Source organism: Methylosarcina fibrata AML-C10 (genome assembly GCF_000372865.1).
GTDB classification, from domain to species: Bacteria; Pseudomonadota; Gammaproteobacteria; order Methylococcales; family Methylomonadaceae; genus Methylosarcina; species Methylosarcina fibrata.
Map to the genome: position 1 here is coordinate 4,235,252 of NZ_KB889965.1, position 16,361 is coordinate 4,251,612.

At 56.4% G+C, this 16,361-nt stretch carries 11 protein-coding genes; 3 read left to right on the forward strand and 8 right to left on the reverse strand.

Going from position 1 to position 16,361, the window contains the following annotated elements; genetic code table 11:
- The first annotated feature begins 1 nt into the window (after position 1).
- Both A3OW_RS0119870 and A3OW_RS0119875 read left to right on the forward strand, forming a co-directional pair.
- Positions 2-2,704 (forward strand): AHH domain-containing protein, encoded by a 2,703-nt coding sequence (locus tag A3OW_RS0119870; protein ID WP_026223752.1) that lies wholly within the window; start codon positions 2-4, stop codon positions 2,702-2,704.
- Between the two features lie 396 nt (positions 2,705-3,100).
- A complete protein-coding gene (locus A3OW_RS0119875; protein WP_020565211.1) occupies positions 3,101-4,114 on the forward strand; it encodes an IS110 family RNA-guided transposase in 1,014 nt (337 codons plus the stop codon).
- Positions 4,115-4,902: 788 nt separating this feature from the next.
- On the opposite strand, the gene thpR is transcribed toward A3OW_RS0119875, so the two are convergent.
- From thpR to kdpF, 8 genes are all read right to left on the reverse strand, one after another.
- Entirely contained in the window at positions 4,903-5,436 is a 534-nt protein-coding gene (gene thpR, locus A3OW_RS0119880) for an RNA 2',3'-cyclic phosphodiesterase (protein WP_020565212.1), read from the reverse strand.
- A gap of 131 nt (positions 5,437-5,567) precedes the next feature.
- Complete coding sequence (locus A3OW_RS0119885) at positions 5,568-6,263, reverse strand: response regulator (protein WP_020565213.1); 696 nt, start codon at positions 6,261-6,263, stop codon at positions 5,568-5,570.
- Positions 6,264-6,286: 23 nt separating this feature from the next.
- Positions 6,287-9,025 carry a sensor histidine kinase gene (locus tag A3OW_RS0119890; RefSeq protein WP_020565214.1) on the reverse strand — a complete coding sequence of 913 codons (2,739 nt, stop codon included), beginning with the start codon at positions 9,023-9,025 and terminating at the stop codon, positions 6,287-6,289.
- A 34-nt stretch (positions 9,026-9,059) separates the two neighbouring features.
- Positions 9,060-10,154, reverse strand: coding sequence for a magnesium/cobalt transporter CorA (gene corA, locus A3OW_RS0119895; RefSeq protein WP_020565215.1), 1,095 nt, complete (start codon positions 10,152-10,154; stop codon positions 9,060-9,062).
- A gap of 80 nt (positions 10,155-10,234) precedes the next feature.
- Entirely contained in the window at positions 10,235-10,846 is a 612-nt protein-coding gene (gene kdpC / locus A3OW_RS0119900) for a potassium-transporting ATPase subunit KdpC (RefSeq protein WP_020565216.1), read from the reverse strand.
- Between the two features lie 14 nt (positions 10,847-10,860).
- Positions 10,861-12,999: a potassium-transporting ATPase subunit KdpB gene (gene kdpB, locus A3OW_RS0119905; RefSeq protein ID WP_020565217.1), complete on the reverse strand. Its 2,139-nt coding sequence runs from the start codon at positions 12,997-12,999 to the stop codon at positions 10,861-10,863.
- 20 nt (positions 13,000-13,019) lie between these two features.
- Positions 13,020-14,804 carry a potassium-transporting ATPase subunit KdpA gene (gene kdpA, locus A3OW_RS0119910; protein ID WP_020565218.1) on the reverse strand — a complete coding sequence of 595 codons (1,785 nt, stop codon included), beginning with the start codon at positions 14,802-14,804 and terminating at the stop codon, positions 13,020-13,022.
- Positions 14,804-14,893: a K(+)-transporting ATPase subunit F gene (kdpF, locus tag A3OW_RS25530; protein ID WP_020565219.1), complete on the reverse strand. Its 90-nt coding sequence runs from the start codon at positions 14,891-14,893 to the stop codon at positions 14,804-14,806. The genes kdpA and kdpF overlap by 1 nt, the downstream gene beginning before the upstream one ends.
- Before the next feature lie 671 nt (positions 14,894-15,564).
- Here kdpF and A3OW_RS0119925 point away from each other — a divergent pair.
- Entirely contained in the window at positions 15,565-16,332 is a 768-nt protein-coding gene (locus tag A3OW_RS0119925) for a hypothetical protein (protein WP_033411817.1), read from the forward strand.
- The last annotated feature ends 29 nt before the right edge of the window (positions 16,333-16,361 follow it).

Below are 16,361 nucleotides of genomic sequence, written 5' to 3' on the forward strand. Positions count from 1 at the left end.
CATGCCGAAGCTGGGTCCCGAATACGATGATCCGCGAGGTGTAGCGGGAAGGACGGCTACCGGCGCTATCGCAGTGGCGGCGCGCGGCACGGAGGACAAAGCCCTGGCAGGTTTCGACATCCTGCTAGGCCAGGCGAGACTCCCTTTTGAGAATCCGGACAGGGAAGACATCTCCATCGATGCAGATGGAATAGTCTTGGGGGGCTGCGGCAAAATACCGGGTTTCGAACCAAGCGCCAATCTTTCGGACGCGGAAATTAAGCGCCTGTGGACGATGACGGGCAGCTATTCCACACCCGGTTTCGACGGTACGCCTTGTTTGTTTAAAATGGCCTGGGCCATTCAAGGCAGCCTCTACGCCATTGCGGGCAAGAATCCGGCACTGTATTTCAAATTTTTAAATCGCCTCGTTGACATCCGCGATGAGCTTGCGGCCCGCACTCAAAAACCGTATCGCATTGCCTTTGATACGCGCGATCGCAAGCCGCTACCACAAAAATTTCTCGACCTCGATCCATTCTCCGATTACAAAAAGTGGACGGAAACTCTGGCGGCGCATAAGAAAGGCAACGCGGTTATCCTCGAGCCCATCCCCGTCATTGAAGCTACCGATCCTATTTCCGAACAGGAGTCGCTGCAGGATAAGCTGAACGCTTCGCTGGAACGGCTCGACCTCGCAATCGTGAATATGCAGCTTTTCCAGCGCGGCCTCGACGCTACCCCCGCTGTGAAAAAGGCCATCGCGCGCCTGTCGGGAGTCACCCTGGGAAAAATACGGATGCAAACCGGCGTGGTCGTGAATCCCGCTTTCGAAAATCAGCCCGTCATCAAGCAGACCGAAGTCATTCTTTATCACAGCGTTTATTCCGTCGTTCTTGACGCTATCGGCGAGCCCTACACGTTGGCCGGACGATTTGACTACCCCATCCTGGTGCCGCCTCCCGGCTCGGTGATGGAACGCCACCTGGAACCGCCGGGGCTGTACTTAAGCGTCAGGCGTTATGGCGATGGGAGCTTCCGGCTTGACGACGACACGATCAAGAAACTGCTCTTCGGCGGCATCGGCGGCTTTGTGGAGAATCACGGAGGCGGCATCCGAACTCCGCATGAGTTTCAGGAGAAAATCCAGGCATATCTCATAAATCTCGGATATGCCTATGCGGCTTCCATCGTGGTGCCTTCGGCGTTTCAGCGCCAGGACATCAGCATCGATTTGCTGGAGGAAAAATTCCCGGAGCTCGCGGAAACGGTGGTCCCCTACATGGTCCGGGAAATCGAAAAGCTCGGCAGGCAGGATTATAAGAATTGGGAGGAGCTGGCCAAGAACATCGGCAAGACCATCGTCATCGAAAAGGTGAAGGAGAAGATCCGCAATTACCTGATCAAGAAAATCGGCGCCAAGGTCATTCCCCTTATCAATCTGGCTTCGACGGCATACGACCTTTTCGAAGGCGAAGCCGAGCGCATGCGCGTTCGCCATGCCATCGCCTGTATCATTATGCACGTGAAGGGCTCGGCTCCGGACGATCTTCACATCGCCGCCAAGGTGCTGGCTAAAATACTGGCTGATAAATTCCACGACGCCATCATCGGCGCCGTCACCAGCAAGGCCGCGGATCTTGGCATGAAGGCCGTCAAGCGCGGCAAGAAAGATAAGAAACTTCCCGAGGAAGAAACCGCGGGAGAGAGCACGCCTTATGAGCAGGAGAAATCCGATGACAATGATTTGAGTAAGGAGCTTGACCCGAGGAAACCGTCCACGGAACCCCAAGCCGGCGAAGCTTCCGACTCTTCCGGAACCGGTGCCAACCCGTCCAACCGCGGCTACGACCATCAGGCTATTGCCCTGGAATTGCAGGCGGGGCGGGATTTGGCCAATCGATTGCAGAGTGCTCAGGCGCAAAGTCATCCCGAAGCTCCACAGGCTGCCGTCTCTACGGGTTCCCAGAGTTCACCCGCCGCATCTTCTCATCCGAAAAAGCTCGAAGAGGAAGAAGCAACCGCATTCACCCTGTTAGAGCAAAAACAAAAACCCAAAAACAAGCCGGGCAAAGATACGGGCGAGGAAGAGGAAGCATCCCAACTCAAGTCGCAGAAAAAGCCGAAGGCCAAGCAGGACGAGCCGAGTGATGACAGCAAAGGCATAAAGGAACGCGGCACTCATGACAAGGGCACGGACGAAAAGAAAGAAGCCCGGAAAAAAGCCAAGAAGAAGCGCGAGCGCTTAAAAAAAATCGGCGTGATGGCACGGCTCAAGAAGAAATGGGGTGACAACGCCGCCATCATTCTTCGCGCCATTAGCCAACGGGACCATCTGCGGGCCGCTTGGGGCAATGTAGCGCCCAATCTTTTCGCTCATCACTTGGTACCCGTCGTCGTCTTAAAAAATAACGAAGTGGCCCAGGCGGCGGTCATCGGAGGCTTTGAATTTAACGGAAAAAAGAACGGCCGTCTGCTGAACATAACCGAGCATGCTGGAGGGCACGATGAGTACAATGAGATTATCTCCTCGGAGATGAACGAATGGGCCAAGACCAAGAGCAAGGAAAAAGGGAGCTACACTCCCGAAGAAGCGCGCAAGTTCATCGAAAGCCGGATCAGCCATTGGAGCGATATGTATGTGCAAAGCCAGGAGATTCGGCCCCGCCAACCGGGACCGGGCTCGCCGGATATTGAGCCGGATGATACGGAACCGGACGACTGAAAGGCAGGAGACCGAGGGGGCAAGCCGCCTTCGAACGCGATAGGGATATGCTTTCGCGGAACCAAGCAATTCGCCGGAAGTCGGCCCGATTGAGAATTAAACATCGGCCGACAGCCTTTCATCTCCCGCCCCGGCCCCGGCCTGATTGAACCTTTCCTTGCCCTTGGGTGCCGGCTATGGGGTTTCACGTACGTGTTCGCACGTATTTTATCTTGTGCCTATATCCGCTTTAATATGCCCCATGGTTTCTAATGGGGTCGTAATCTAATATCTATGATGTCTAGTAGACAGTCAATTTAAAGCAAAAGGATATATTGATGACATGGACTCCTCCTCACCCTCTAACGGTGTCACCATGCATCAAGCTAAATTAAACAGGGCAAAGAGGAGTCCGAGATGAATCGTAACGTAGTGGGTTTGGATATTGCAAAACAAGTGTTTCATTTGGTCACGATGAAAGACGGCAAAGCCGTAAAAAAGAAATTGAAACGGTCGGAACTGTCGGCGTTTGTGGCGCAATTGCCTGTGAGCTTGATCGCGATGGAAGCCTGCGGCGGCGCACACCATTGGGCGAGGATGTTCCAAACGTTGGGGCATGAGGTAGTGCTATTGAATGCCCGTTTCGTGAAGGCCTTCGTGGTCGGCAACAAAAACGATTTCAACGATGCCGAAGCCATTTTCACGGCCGCCTGTCAGCCGAACAAATGCACGGTGGCGATCAAAGCCATCGAGCAGCAAGACTTGGCCATGTTACATGGTATCCGTCGAGGCCGGGTGGACGAGCGTACGGCCTTGGTCAACCAACTGCGCGGCCATCTGGCTGAACGCGGTGTCGTGTTGCCGCGTAGCGTGAATCAGCTCAGAAAACAACTGCCGGGTATTCTGGAGGATGGCGATAATGACCTTAGCGCACTGGGCCGCCGGTTATTTGCCGAGCCGTATCACGCCTTGAAAGCCTTGGACGAAGCGATCACGGCTCTGGACCGGGAAATCACGGCGGTCTGTCTGCAAAATGCTTTGAGCCGGCGCCTGATCGACATACCGGGTATCGGCCCTTTGACGGCTGTTTTAGCCGCAGCGGATGTCGGTGACGGCAAGGGCTATGGTTCGAGCCGGGATTATGCGGCCAGCCTGGGCGTGGTGCCCCGACAACATAGCAGCGGCGACAAACAGGTCTTGCTGGGCATCAGCAAGCGTGGCAACCGGTCGTTGCGGACCTTGCTTGTTCACGGGGCGCGGGCGGTGCTGAAATACTGTGGCGATAAAAGTGATCCTTTGAGCCTGTGGCTCCAGCGCTGGGTCGAGCGCCGAGGTTTCAACAAGGCGGCCGTGGCCTTGGCGAACAAAAATGCCCGGATCATCTGGGCGCTGGCGACCGGTGGGAGTGATTATGTGCCGAAAACGGCCTAGCGGCATGAAGGCCGGGTTATCCACCCTTGCCCCAACGCCTCCACGCGATGGCAGGGTTCCGGCGTTGGGTCAAGCGTGGACAAGGTGCCCCGTGGGTATAACCCTCATTCCGGTGAGATAAACGAGTTTAACAGATTGCGGAGGCAAGATCCTCAAAGTGATGGCATTCAACAGGTCAGACCGGTGCTTTTGAAGTCCGTTCAACCCAGAGATTCTTGGAAATCGGTAGGTTGGTAGAGACAAAAGCGCGCGGATAGCATCATCAGGGCCCGAAGGTTAAATAAACACCTTCACCAAGAGGCCGAATAGTTGGCGGCAATCTCGATTTCTGTTGGGAACATCATTTCTGATCAATCTTGGCTTGCAATTGGGGAGGAGTCCATATATGGGTTAAGGAGCGAAACCCAGCCTATCGAGGTGTTGTTGTGCTGGGTTTCCGCAAAGCTCCAACCCAGCCTACTTTATTTGTCGCTGGGTAAACCCCCGAGGCACGGCAAGCGGGCTATCAAGGGTTGTTTAAAACGGCGATCGATCCTGATGAACTTGAGTTAATCCGCGCGAGTTTGCATTCCGGAACACCGCTGGGTAATGATTGCTTCAAAAAACGAATTGAATCCGCTGTGGGTGGTGCCGTTGGTTTCAGTAAGCGGGGCAGACCTTTGAATAGTAAACGCTCCTTTACATAAAAGAAACATAAATAGGATGCTACTCTTTTTTGCCTCCTTTTCACTGTTTGGATGGCCTACAGGATACCGCCAAGTCTGTAGACGCTCTTGCAATACCATTCTTCAAAAGGTCGAAAAACGGCTTTTTGCATTGTTTCCCCATTCCTTGATCACCCGGTACTCGACCCCTTCCGGAAGCGTGTGCGACTCGACCAGACAAAACGAATCGGACTGCCAGACGATGGGTTCGAACGTGATGGGCTTGGCGTCCTTGATTTTCCGGATCAGCGTGACGTGCGGCGTATAAGGCCGTGTATCGGTCTCGATGCCCAGAACCTGCGATACCGCATTCAATTCGACAACCAGCGTCTTGAGCTCGCTGCCTTCGGTTCGACCGGTCAGGCATAGAATGTGGGGTTTGCGCCAGAAGTCGAGCCGATCGAAAGTAATGGTCAATTTCGGGACGACGATGGCGTTTGCGGCCGAGATCAAGGCGGCTTCGGTTGCCTCGTCGACGCTGCCCAGAAATACCAGGGTTACATGGAGGTTTTCCGGCAGGACGCGTTTCCCGCCGGCGCGCTTCAAGGGTTTGACGACCTCGGCGCAGGCCTGGCGGGTGCTTTCATCGGGCCATAAGGCAAAAAATAGACGTTTCACATTTCATTCTTCTCTTTGAGATAAACTTCGGACCTTCCGGAGCGAACAAGGGGGAGGATTTTTTCCTAAAGGTACCTCATCGAACCGGTGATGGCAAACGGGATGTTTCGTCGCCGGCAATAAGAGAAGCCTCAGACCTTAAGCCGATAGCCGACACCGGATTCGGTCAGCAAATACTGCGGCTGAGCCGGATCGGCTTCCAGTTTTTGCCGAAGCTGGCTCATGTAGATACGAAGATAATGCGAGTTTTCGGCATAGGACGGTCCCCAAACTTCTTTAAGAATGTATTGATGGGTCAGCACTTTACCTGCATTTTTGACCAGGACCGACAGCAACCGGTATTGGATCGGCGTCAGATGGACTTCTTGATCGCTAAGATGCACCTGGCGCTTCAGTAGATCGACTTTGAGCTGTCCGCTGACGAAGACCTCCGCCTGGGAGGATTCCGGATTCCTTGCCGAATGGCGCATCGCCACGCGAAGGCGAGCGAGCAGTTCGCCCAGGCCGAACGGTTTGGTCAGATAGTCGTCCGCGCCGGCATCGAGCGCGGCAATTTTCTGCTGCTCGGCGTCGCGGGCCGACAGCACGATGATCGGCATCATGGACCATTCCCGGATCGCCTTGATCACGTCCACCCCGTCCATGTCGGGCAGGCCCAGATCGAGGATCACCAGATCGGGCTTGCGCACACCCGCCTCGACGATGCCTTGCCGGCCGTTTTCCGCCTCGTGCACGGTAAAACCGTAGGCGCTAAGACTGGTGCGCAAAAAACGGCGGATCGGCGGGTCGTCTTCGATGATCACCAGTATTGGGTTGTTGTTTGCCATAGCGGAATGATCTCTCCGGCTTCTTATTCAACAGGCTCCATCGCAGGCGGCTTATGATCGAGCGGAATACTGAAAGTGAACACGGCGCCGCCGCCCGGCCGGTTTTGTGCCTTTATCGCGCCGCCGTGAACGTCGACGATTGCCTTGCAAATGGCCAGACCCAGGCCGACGCCGCTTTGCGCGCCTTCGTTCCGAACCCGGAAAAATTTTTCGAACAAACGGTTTTCCATTCCCTTGGGGATTCCGGGGCCCGCATCACCCACCGCAATCTCGACGGCGGAAGGCAATGGATGAACGGTAATATCCAGGGCGCTGCCGGCCGGCGTATAACGCAGCGCATTTTCCAGAAGGTTGATCAACACTTGTTCCATCATTACCGAATCCGCATAGATCATCAGTATTCCCGGTGGAATCTCGACCTTTATCGGTCGCTGCTGCAGAGCTTTCTGCAAGCGGGTCAGTACCGTGCCGATGATTTCCTCCACCGGATGCCATTGCTTGTTCAGCGCAATAACCCCGGTATCCAGCCGGGCCATGTCGAGAATATTGTTGACCAGGTTCGACATCCGCTGCGCTTCGTCGTAAATGGCCCAGGTCAGGTCGAGCTTGTCCTCGGGCTTGAGCCTGCCGTTGTCTTCCACCAGCGTGCTGGCCGAACCGACAATGGTGGCCAAAGGAGTGCGCAGGTCATGGGAAATGGAACTGAGCAGCGAGTTGCGCAGGCGCTCGGCTTCCATCGCCACCTGAGTTTTTCTGGCCTGCTCGGACAGCCGGACTCGCGTGATCGCCTGGGCGATTTGCCGGAGGAAAGTTTCCAGCAGTTTCTGTTGTTCGGGAAGGAATATCCGGCGCAGATTGACAGGCAGCAGGGCTAAAACGCCGAGCACCGAATGATCGATGCTCAACGGAAAATACACCGCTTCCGCGCCCGGCAGAGTATTGGTGCCCTGGCCAGCAATCTCGTTATGGTCCAGCACCCATTGCGCGATGCTCAGGTCGGCGCCGCGCAAGGATTCCGGCAGGCTTTGGCCTTTCGGATAGACGATGCGACCGCCGGCGTCGGGAAACAGGATGACGTTGCGGCTGCTGAATTCGGCGTACAGGTGGCGCACCGCGGCGCGCACGATGTCATCCTCGGTCTGGCGGGTGGCCAGATCCTTGCTCATCGTATATAGAACGGTGGCCCTGCGTTCACGGTGGGCGGCCACCTTGGCCTGCGAGCGCATGTTGGCCGTCAGATGACTGATCACCATCGCCACCGTCAGCATGGCAAAGAAGGTGACCAGATACTGGCTGTGGGATACCGAAAAGCTCAGGTAGGGAGTGACGAAGAAAAAGTCGAACAGAGCGACTCCGAGAAAGGAAGCCAGAATCGAAGGGCCTTTGCCGAAGCGGGTGGCGATGAACACCACGCCCAGTAAAAATACCATGACCACGTTGGCCAACTGGAGCTTGCCGAATATAAGATGGCCCAAAAAAGCGATCGAAACGGTCACGGCGACGGCCCAGACATAGCCGATATAGACGTTTTTTTTCCGCGACGGAATCCTCGAAGTCAAACCCGGAAGAGGGCTTTTGCGGTAAAGCGCCGACTCCGCCTTGTCGCCGTCGCCATTGCTTTTTCGAGGGCTGCCCAGCAGATACAGGTTGATATTGTGCGCATGATTGATCAAGGTATCGACAATCGAGCCGAACAAAAGCCGTTTCAGGCCTTTGCGGGTCGGTTTGCCCATCACGATCTTGGTGATGTTCCGCTCGTTGGAAAACCGGATGAGGGCCGTGCTCATCTCGGGCGCGCTCAGCGTGACCGCTTCGGCCCCGAGCTGTTCGGCCAGACGCAGAATGCGCAGCACGCCGTCGCGTTGTTCGGCCGGCAGGCGCTGAAGCTCGGGCGTTTCGACGTAAACCACGAGCCATTCGGCGCGCAGGCTGTTGGCCAGCCGCTTGCCGGCGCGGACCAGGCGTTCCGCCAGGGCGTTGGGACCGATGCAGACCATGATGCGTTCGCTGACCGGCCAGACTTCGCGGATCGCATTATTCTCCCGATAATCCAGCATCTGGGCGTCGACCCGGTGGGCGGTCTGCCGAAGCGCCAGCTCCCGCAGAGCGATCAGATTGCCTTTGCGGAAAAAATTCCGGACGGCTTCCTGTGCCTGCTGCGGCAGGTAGACCTTACCTTCCTTGAGCCGAACCAGCAGTTCGTCGGGGGGCAGGTCCACCAGTTCGACTTCGGTCGCTTCGTCGAAGACCATATCGGGGACCGTTTCCCGGACCCGGACGCCGGAAATCTGTCCGATGTCGTCGTTGAGGCTTTCCAGGTGCTGCACGTTCAGCGTGGTATAAACGTCGATACCGGCATCGAGCAGTTCTTCAATGTCCTGCCAGCGTTTGGGATGTCGGCAGCCCGACGCATTGGTATGCGCCAGTTCGTCCACCAGAACGATCGAAGGCTTGCGCTTGAGCGCGCCGTCCAGATCGAACTCCCGCAGCGAGGTTCCCCGGTAGTTTATCTGCATGGGCGGCAGCACCTCCAGTCCTTCCAGAAGTCCGGCGGTTTCCTGGCGGCCGTGCGTTTCCACCAGGCCGGCGACGATGTCGATGTTTTCGGCGCGCCTCTCCCGGGCTGCCAGCAGCATTGCATAGGTCTTGCCTACACCTGCCGCCGCGCCGAAAAATATCTTCAGCCGGCCGCGCCGGGCCTTGGCTTTGTTTCGTTCGACGCGGGCTAATAGTGCGTCCGGATCGGGACGGTCGGTGTTCATTTGTAGGGGCTTTTATTTCCGATTAAAAAGTCGATTAAAGCCAGCCGGCTCTTTTCAGACGTCTATAGAGCAGCACACTGCCTATGGCCACGCCGCCGACTATCAGCGGATAGCTGTATTCCCAGTCCAGCTCCGGCATGTGTCTGAAATTCATGCCGTACCAACTGAACACCATGGTCGGAATGGCCAGGATCGCTCCCCAGCCGGCCAGCCGTTTGACCACTTCGTTCTGCCTTACAGTTTCAAAGGTCAGATGGACCTGCATCGCAGCGATCATCATCTCGCGCATGCTGTGAATGGTCTGGTCGATGCGTTGAATATGATCGGCAATATCGCGGAAATAGATTCTGATCTCCTTGGGAATCAGTCCTTCATGATGATGCATCAATTGATTGCAGATATCGATGACCGGAGTAATGGCGCTTTCCAGCAAGAGCAGTTCGCGCTTCAATTGGTATAGACCTTCCAGGGTTTGCCGGCTCGGCCGGTATTGAAAAATCGCCGACTCTAACTCGTCGAAGCGTTTCTGCAGGCCCTCGATGACCGGGACGTAATTGTCGACGATAAAATCCATGATCGAATACATTGCAAATCCCGGCCCTTTCGCCAATTGCTGCGGCATACTTTCGCAGCGTTTTCTGACCTGACTGTGGCTTTGGGTAGAGCCGTGCCGGACCGTAATCAGAAAACGCGGCCCCATGAACAGATGAGTTTCCCCGAACCTGACCCGGTCTTCTTCAAGTTGGGCGGTATGCAGCACCAAAAACAGCGATTCGCCGTATTCTTCAATTTTCGGACGCTGATGCGCCGTACTGGTGTCTTCGATCGCCAGATCATGCAGATCGAATTCCCGCTGTACTTGGGTCAGCAACTCGCTGTTGGGTTCGCGCAAGCCCAGCCAGACAAAAGTATTTTCCCGTTTCAGTACGTCGCTGATGGCTTTGATGGTCACTTCTCCGATATGGATGCCGTTTTGATAGGCCACGCATTTCATGACCATGCGGTTATCGATCGCGTCCAAAATTTCCTCCTCCGGAATGGCCGGTTTCCTGCCGCATGCCGCTAAGTCATCGGCGACTAAAGAAAGCGGTAGTGTACCCGGAGGCGGAAAGGATTTATAGCGGCTCATTTATTTACTGCGTCGGTGTCGGAAGAGGGATTAAATCGTCGCCGGCATCCTGCGCTTTCGTTTTTTCGGACGGTATCGGATCAATCGCACTCGAATTTCAGCGCGCTTCCCGTTCGAGTTTGACCGGCGTCCAGCGTCAGGTTTAACGCCAGAACGTTGACCCGAGGTTCCCCGAACAGTCCCCACTGCCGCGGCTCGGTATGTCGAGCCACGCAGGCCCTGAGCTCTTCCGGATCGATATGCCTCGCCCTGGCGACCCGGCTGATTTGATATTCCGCCGCGGCCGGGCTGACGTGGGGATCGAGGCCGCTCGCCGAGGCCGTCACCAGATCAATCGGAACCGGCGCATCGTTGCCGGGGTCGGCCGCTTTTAACGCTTCAATGCGGGTTTTAACGACCTCCGGCAGAGTCGGATTGGTCGGCCCAAGGTTCGAGCCGCCGGAAGCTCCGGCATTATAGGAAAAAGGACTTGTGGCCGAAGGACGCCCCCAGAAATGGCTCGGATCGCTGAAAGGCTGGCCGATCAACTTCGAACCGATGCTTTTGCCGGAAGCGTCGATGATCAGACTGCCGTTAGCCTGGTTGGGAAACAGAAGCTGCGCCAAGACGGTTACCAGCGCCGGATACACGACGCCGGTGATCAGGCTCAGGAGGATAAACAGCGGAATTGCCGGTTTCAGATGCTTGGTCATCAGGTGGACTCCTTTTAAACGAAATTCAGCGCGGCCAATGCCAGATCGATCAGTTTGATGCCGATAAAGGGCACGATCAGGCCGCCGAGACCGTAGATCAAGAGATGGTTTTGCAGCAGCTTTTCAGCGCCGACCGGCCGGTACCGGATGCCCTTCAACGCCAGCGGAATCAAGGCGACGATGATCAGCGCATTGAAGATGACCGCCGACAGGATGGCGCTTGCCGGCGTCGCCAGATGCATCACGTTCAGGACGTTCAAGGCCGGGTACGTGCCGGCGAAGGCCGCCGGGATGATCGCGAAATATTTTGCGACGTCATTGGCCAGGCTGAATGTCGTCAGGGCGCCACGCGTCATCAGCATCTGTTTGCCGGTTTCGACGATTTCGATTAACTTGGTCGGATTCGAATCGAGATCGACCATGTTGCCCGCTTCCTTGGCCGCCTGTGTGCCCGAATTCATCGCTACCGCAACATCGGCCTGGGCCAGCGCCGGGGCGTCGTTGGTGCCGTCTCCGGTCATCGCCACCAAATGGCCCTCGGCCTGATGCTGCCGGATTAACTTTAGCTTCATTTCCGGCGTAGCCTCGGCCAGAAAGTCGTCGACTCCGGCCTCGGCGGCAATCGCCGCGGCCGTCAGGCGGTTATCGCCGGTGATCATGACGGTCTTGATGCCCATCCGGCGCATCTCGATGAAGCGTTCCTTGATTCCGCCTTTGACGATGTCTTTCAGCTCGATGACGCCCAGCGCTCGCCCGCCGTCGGCGACCACCAGCGGCGTGCTGCCGCGGCGGGCCACGTCGTCGACCATTTTCTGCAGCTCGGGAGGAAATTGGCTGCGCAGGTCTTCAACGTAGGCGCGAATGGCATCCTGTGCGCCTTTGCGGATCTGGCGGCCTTCGACGTTCACTCCGCTCATTCGCGTTTGCGCGCTGAAATGGACGAAGGTCGCGCCCAGGAAATGAATGTCCCTTTCCCTGAAGCCGAACGTCTGCTTGGCCAGAACGACGATGCTGCGGCCTTCCGGCGTCTCGTCCGCGAGCGACGCCAGTTGCGCGGCATCGGCAAGATCCCTGGCGGAAACGCCCATGACCGGGATAAAGGCCGCCGCCTGACGGTTGCCGAGGGTGATCGTGCCGGTCTTGTCGAGCAGCAGGACGTCGATGTCGCCGGCCGCTTCCACGGCCCGGCCGGAGGTTGCGATGACGTTTTTCTGCATCATCCGGCCGATGCCCGCCACGCCGATCGCCGACAAGAGCCCGCCGATCGTCGTCGGGATCAGGCACACCAGCAACGCGACCAGCACGGTAATGCTGATCGGCTGGCCGGCGCCGGCGGTATCTACCGCATAAAGAGAGTAAGGCAGTAGTGTGACGGTGGCGAGCAGAAAGATCAAGGTCAGCGCCACCAACAGAATGGTCAGGGCGATTTCGTTCGGCGTCTTCCCGCGCCTGGCGCTTTCCACCATGGCAATCATCCGGTCCAGGAAGGCTTCGCCCGGATTGGCGCTGATGCGCACCACCAGCCAGTCCGACAGCACGCGGGTGCCGCCGGTCACCGAACTGAAGTCGCCGCCTGATTCGCGAATCACCGGCGCGCTTTCGCCGGTGATCGCACTCTCGTCCACCGACGCGACGCCTTCGATGACTTCGCCGTCACCCGGAATGAAATCGCCGGCTTCGATGAGCACCGTATCGCCTTTTCTAAGGCTTGATCCCGCTACTTTCGAATAATTCGATCCAAAGCGCGGCTCGTCGAGCTTTTTCGCGGCGATGTCGCGCTTGGCGCTGCGCAGAAAGGAAGCCTGCGCCTTGCTGCGTCCTTCGGCCACCGCTTCGGCGAAATTGGCGAACAACACGGTGAACCACAGCCATAAGGCCACGGCCAGAATGAAGCCGGCCGGCGCTTCGCCCTTTCCGGTCACCGCTTGAAGCCAAAGCAGCGTCGTTAAGAAACTGCCGATGTAAACGACGAACATGACCGGATTTTTCCACTGCTGTCTCGGCGTCAGCTTGCGGAAAGAATCCGCGACGGCGTCCTGAAGGATTCGAGTGTCGAACAGGGAGGCGGCAACGTGCTTTTTGCCGGCCTGCTTCTTCCGGCGGTCTCTTGGAGCCGGCTTATCCACGGAACTTGAAAGAAACGGTTTATTCATTGGATTCTCCTTGCCGTCCTTCAATGGACGTTCATCATCTGCAGGTGCTCGACTACCGGCCCCAATGCCAGCGCCGGAACGAAAGTCAGAGCGCCGACCAGCAGCACGGTGCCGATCAAGAGCGCCACGAACAGCGGCGTATGGGTCGGCAGCGTGCCGAGACCGGCCGGCACGATTTTCTTGGCGGCGAGCGAGCCGGCCATGGCCAGCACCGGCACGATCAACCAGTAGCGGGCGAACAGCATCGCCAGTCCGAGCGCGACATTGTAAAAAGGCGTGTTCGCCGACAGACCTGCGAAAGCGCTGCCGTTGTTGTTGCCCGCCGACGAGAAGGCATAGAGCACTTCGCTGAAGCCGTGGGTGCCCGGATTGAAAACGGACGCCTTGCCCGCGTCGAGCATGACGGCGAGCGCGCTGCCGCCCAGGACCATCAACGGCGGAATCAAAATCACGACGGCGGCCATCTTCATTTCATAAGCCTCGATCTTTTTACCGAGATATTCCGGCGTGCGTCCGATCATCAGCCCCGCCACGAACACCGCGACGACCGCAAACACGATCATGCCGTACAAACCCGAGCCGACGCCGCCGTAGATCACTTCGCCCAATTGCATCAGCCACATCGGAACCAGTCCGCCGACGGGCGTGAAGGAATCGTGCATCGAGTTTACCGAACCGTTGGAGGCCGCCGTGGTGGCGACCGCCCACAACGCCGAATTGACGATGCCGAAGCGGGTTTCCTTGCCTTCCATGTTGCCGCCGGATTGCGCTGCATTTACCGACTGATCGACGGCCAAGGCCGCCAGGGCAGGGTTGCCGCTTTGCTCGGCCGGCACCGTTACAAAAATCAGCGCGACAAAGACCACGGTCATCGCGGCCAGAATCGCCCAACCCTGGCGGGTATCCCCGACCATCGTCCCGAAGGTATGACAGAGGGCCGCCGGAATCAGCAGAATCGACAGCATTTCCAGAAAATTGGACAGCGGCGTCGGGTTTTCGAAAGGATGCGCCGAATTGACGTTGAAAAAACCGCCACCGTTGGTACCGAGCTGCTTGATGGCGACCTGCGAAGCGGCGGGCCCCACCGCGAGGGTTTGTTTCTTGATTTCGACCCGCACCATGACCGGCCGGCCGTCCGCGCCCGGTTTCGGCTGTTCGTAAACGGCCGGTTCGACCAAGGCGACTGTTTGATAGGAGCCGAACGTCTGCACGACGCCCTGGCCGGCCAGCAATAAGGCCAGAAGCAGCGACAGCGGCAGCAGGATGTACAGCGTACTGCGGGTCAGATCGACCCAGAAATTGCCGAGGGTGTCCTGATTGCGCCCGATGAAGCCCCGGATCAGCGCGACCAGAACGGCCATGCCGGTGGCGGCGGAAACGAAATTCTGCACGGTCAGCCCCACCATCTGGGTGAGATAGCTCATCGTCGTTTCGCCGCCGTAGCCTTGCCAGTTGGTATTGGTGGCGAAGCTGACGGCCGTGTTGAAGGCCGAATCCGGAGCGATGCCGTCCAGATATTGCGGATTCAACGGCAGATAAGTCTGAAGCCGCTGCAAGGCAAACACCGCCAGCATCCCCAGCAGATTGAATACCAGCAGCGCGGCGGCGTATTCGGTCCAGCCCATCTCCTGTTTCGGGACGACTCCGCTGAAGCGGTAAATCAGCGCTTCCAGCGGCGCTAGCCACCGGTTCAACCCGGCCGGCTTGTCCTCGTAAATCCTGGCCATGTACCAGCCCAACGGTTTTGCCAGAGTCAGCAGAGTAATCACATAGCATGCAATTTGTATGTAACCATTGGCAGTCATCAGAATTTCTCCGGATAAAACAGGGCGGCCAACAGGTAAACGAAAATGGCCACTGCCAGAACGCAGCTCAGAAGATAGATCCAGCTCATGACCGGCCTCTCAATTTTTCACAGGCATAAACCAGCAGAATAGTGACGCCGAAGAAAGCGGCGGTGAGCAGGAAATAGAGAAGGTCCATAAATCCTCCTTATCAAAATATGAAGGCTGAATTTCGATACAGGCTAACAGGCCTGTTGTCATGCCGGATCGCTAAATTTAACTGCGGACAGTCTAAAAGAAAGGGCTGTAAAAAAACCGTAAAATTTATCTTCCGGAAAGTAAAGGAAATGAAAAAATTTGTTGATTACTGCCTAAGGAATGATTGAGAGAAAGAGAAGAAAGGCAGAGATAAAAAAAATTAGTTTTCAAATCAATCTACTGCGTCGCTCCAAGTTCCGCCTTGCTGTCCCGCACCTTCTCAATGATGATCTAAATTGACCTTTATATAGACGAATAATCGGCATTCTCCGGATTGAACTGGCTGCATGTCATGAATCCGGTTCCGTTTATCGTCCCGTTTTAGGATGATAGGCGGTTAGCGTATCCGGCTAACATCAAAGATTCGTTGCAAAATTGCCTCGAAAAATGGAAGATATACAGAAACTGTTTGATTACTTTTGGGCATCTCGTATCGAAAAGAGGGAGGTGAGGCTTATGATTGTGCATTAACAATACTTTTAATGAATGGCAGTTCGAACCATAAGAAAATGAGGAGATGAATATGAGCACGAAGAAGATTATGCAGACCAGGGTCAAACGTGAACAATTCATGATCATGATTCTGGTCATTGGAATAGCGATGGGGAATGGGTCGGTGGCGTGGGCGGGATTCTTCGATGCCTGTGCGGCGGATGGGGATGCCACCATCACGGTTACCCAGGACACGACGGTCAAGAACGAGCGCGTGACCCTGCAAGCGGAGGATACCCAGCAAACCTGCACCATCGAGGTGGACGACGGGGTCAAGCTAAGGCTGCAAAACGTGAATGTCAGCGTCACGAATGGCAAGCGCGTCAATTTCATTGGTGGCGATACGAGCTCACTCATCATCACGAACTCGAAAATCAACGCCTGCGATTCGGATATGTTCGGATTTCAGTTGGTCGACATCAGTCATAGCACGTTCGTGGATCCACCGAACGGCGGCTGTGATGTCAAAGAGCTTGAACCAACCGGCGAAATTAAAATTATTTCAAGCGTTCTTACTACAGAGCCGCCCGGGGATTCTGACGTGCAGATTACTTCGCAACTGGGCAATGTAACGGTAAAAAACAGTACGATAATCTCGGGCGACGACGTTCTCATCGAAGCCGAAGCAGGAGATGCAACGGTTCAGGCAAATAACATAAAAGCAAACGACAACATCGAAATTATTGGCTCCGGTGCAGTAAAAGCGATCACGAATGCGTTCCAGGCCGCAGGCGTGGTGACGATCACGGGCAACCCGTGCAGGTCACAGTCCAACAGCCCGGACATACCGTGCTTGTAAGTATCTCATCCTCGTTCAAGAGAGGGCGC

Bases quoted from the DNA above. Each gene is read 5' to 3' on its own strand.
- kdpA (WP_020565218.1), bottom strand. From the start codon at position 14,804: ATGACTGCCAATGGTTACATACAAATTGCATGCTATGTGATTACTCTG.
- A3OW_RS0119885 (WP_020565213.1), bottom strand. From the start codon at position 6,263: ATGGCAAACAACAACCCAATACTGGTGATCATCGAAGACGACCCGCCG.
- A3OW_RS0119875 (WP_020565211.1), top strand. From the start codon at position 3,101: ATGAATCGTAACGTAGTGGGTTTGGATATTGCAAAACAAGTGTTTCAT.
- A3OW_RS0119870 (WP_026223752.1), top strand. From the start codon at position 2: ATGCCGAAGCTGGGTCCCGAATACGATGATCCGCGAGGTGTAGCGGGA.
- A3OW_RS0119890 (WP_020565214.1), bottom strand. From the start codon at position 9,025: ATGAACACCGACCGTCCCGATCCGGACGCACTATTAGCCCGCGTCGAA.
- corA (WP_020565215.1), bottom strand. From the start codon at position 10,154: ATGAGCCGCTATAAATCCTTTCCGCCTCCGGGTACACTACCGCTTTCT.
- kdpB (WP_020565217.1), bottom strand. From the start codon at position 12,999: ATGAATAAACCGTTTCTTTCAAGTTCCGTGGATAAGCCGGCTCCAAGA.
- A3OW_RS0119925 (WP_033411817.1), top strand. From the start codon at position 15,565: ATGAGCACGAAGAAGATTATGCAGACCAGGGTCAAACGTGAACAATTC.
- kdpF (WP_020565219.1), bottom strand. From the start codon at position 14,893: ATGAGCTGGATCTATCTTCTGAGCTGCGTTCTGGCAGTGGCCATTTTC.
- kdpC (WP_020565216.1), bottom strand. From the start codon at position 10,846: ATGACCAAGCATCTGAAACCGGCAATTCCGCTGTTTATCCTCCTGAGC.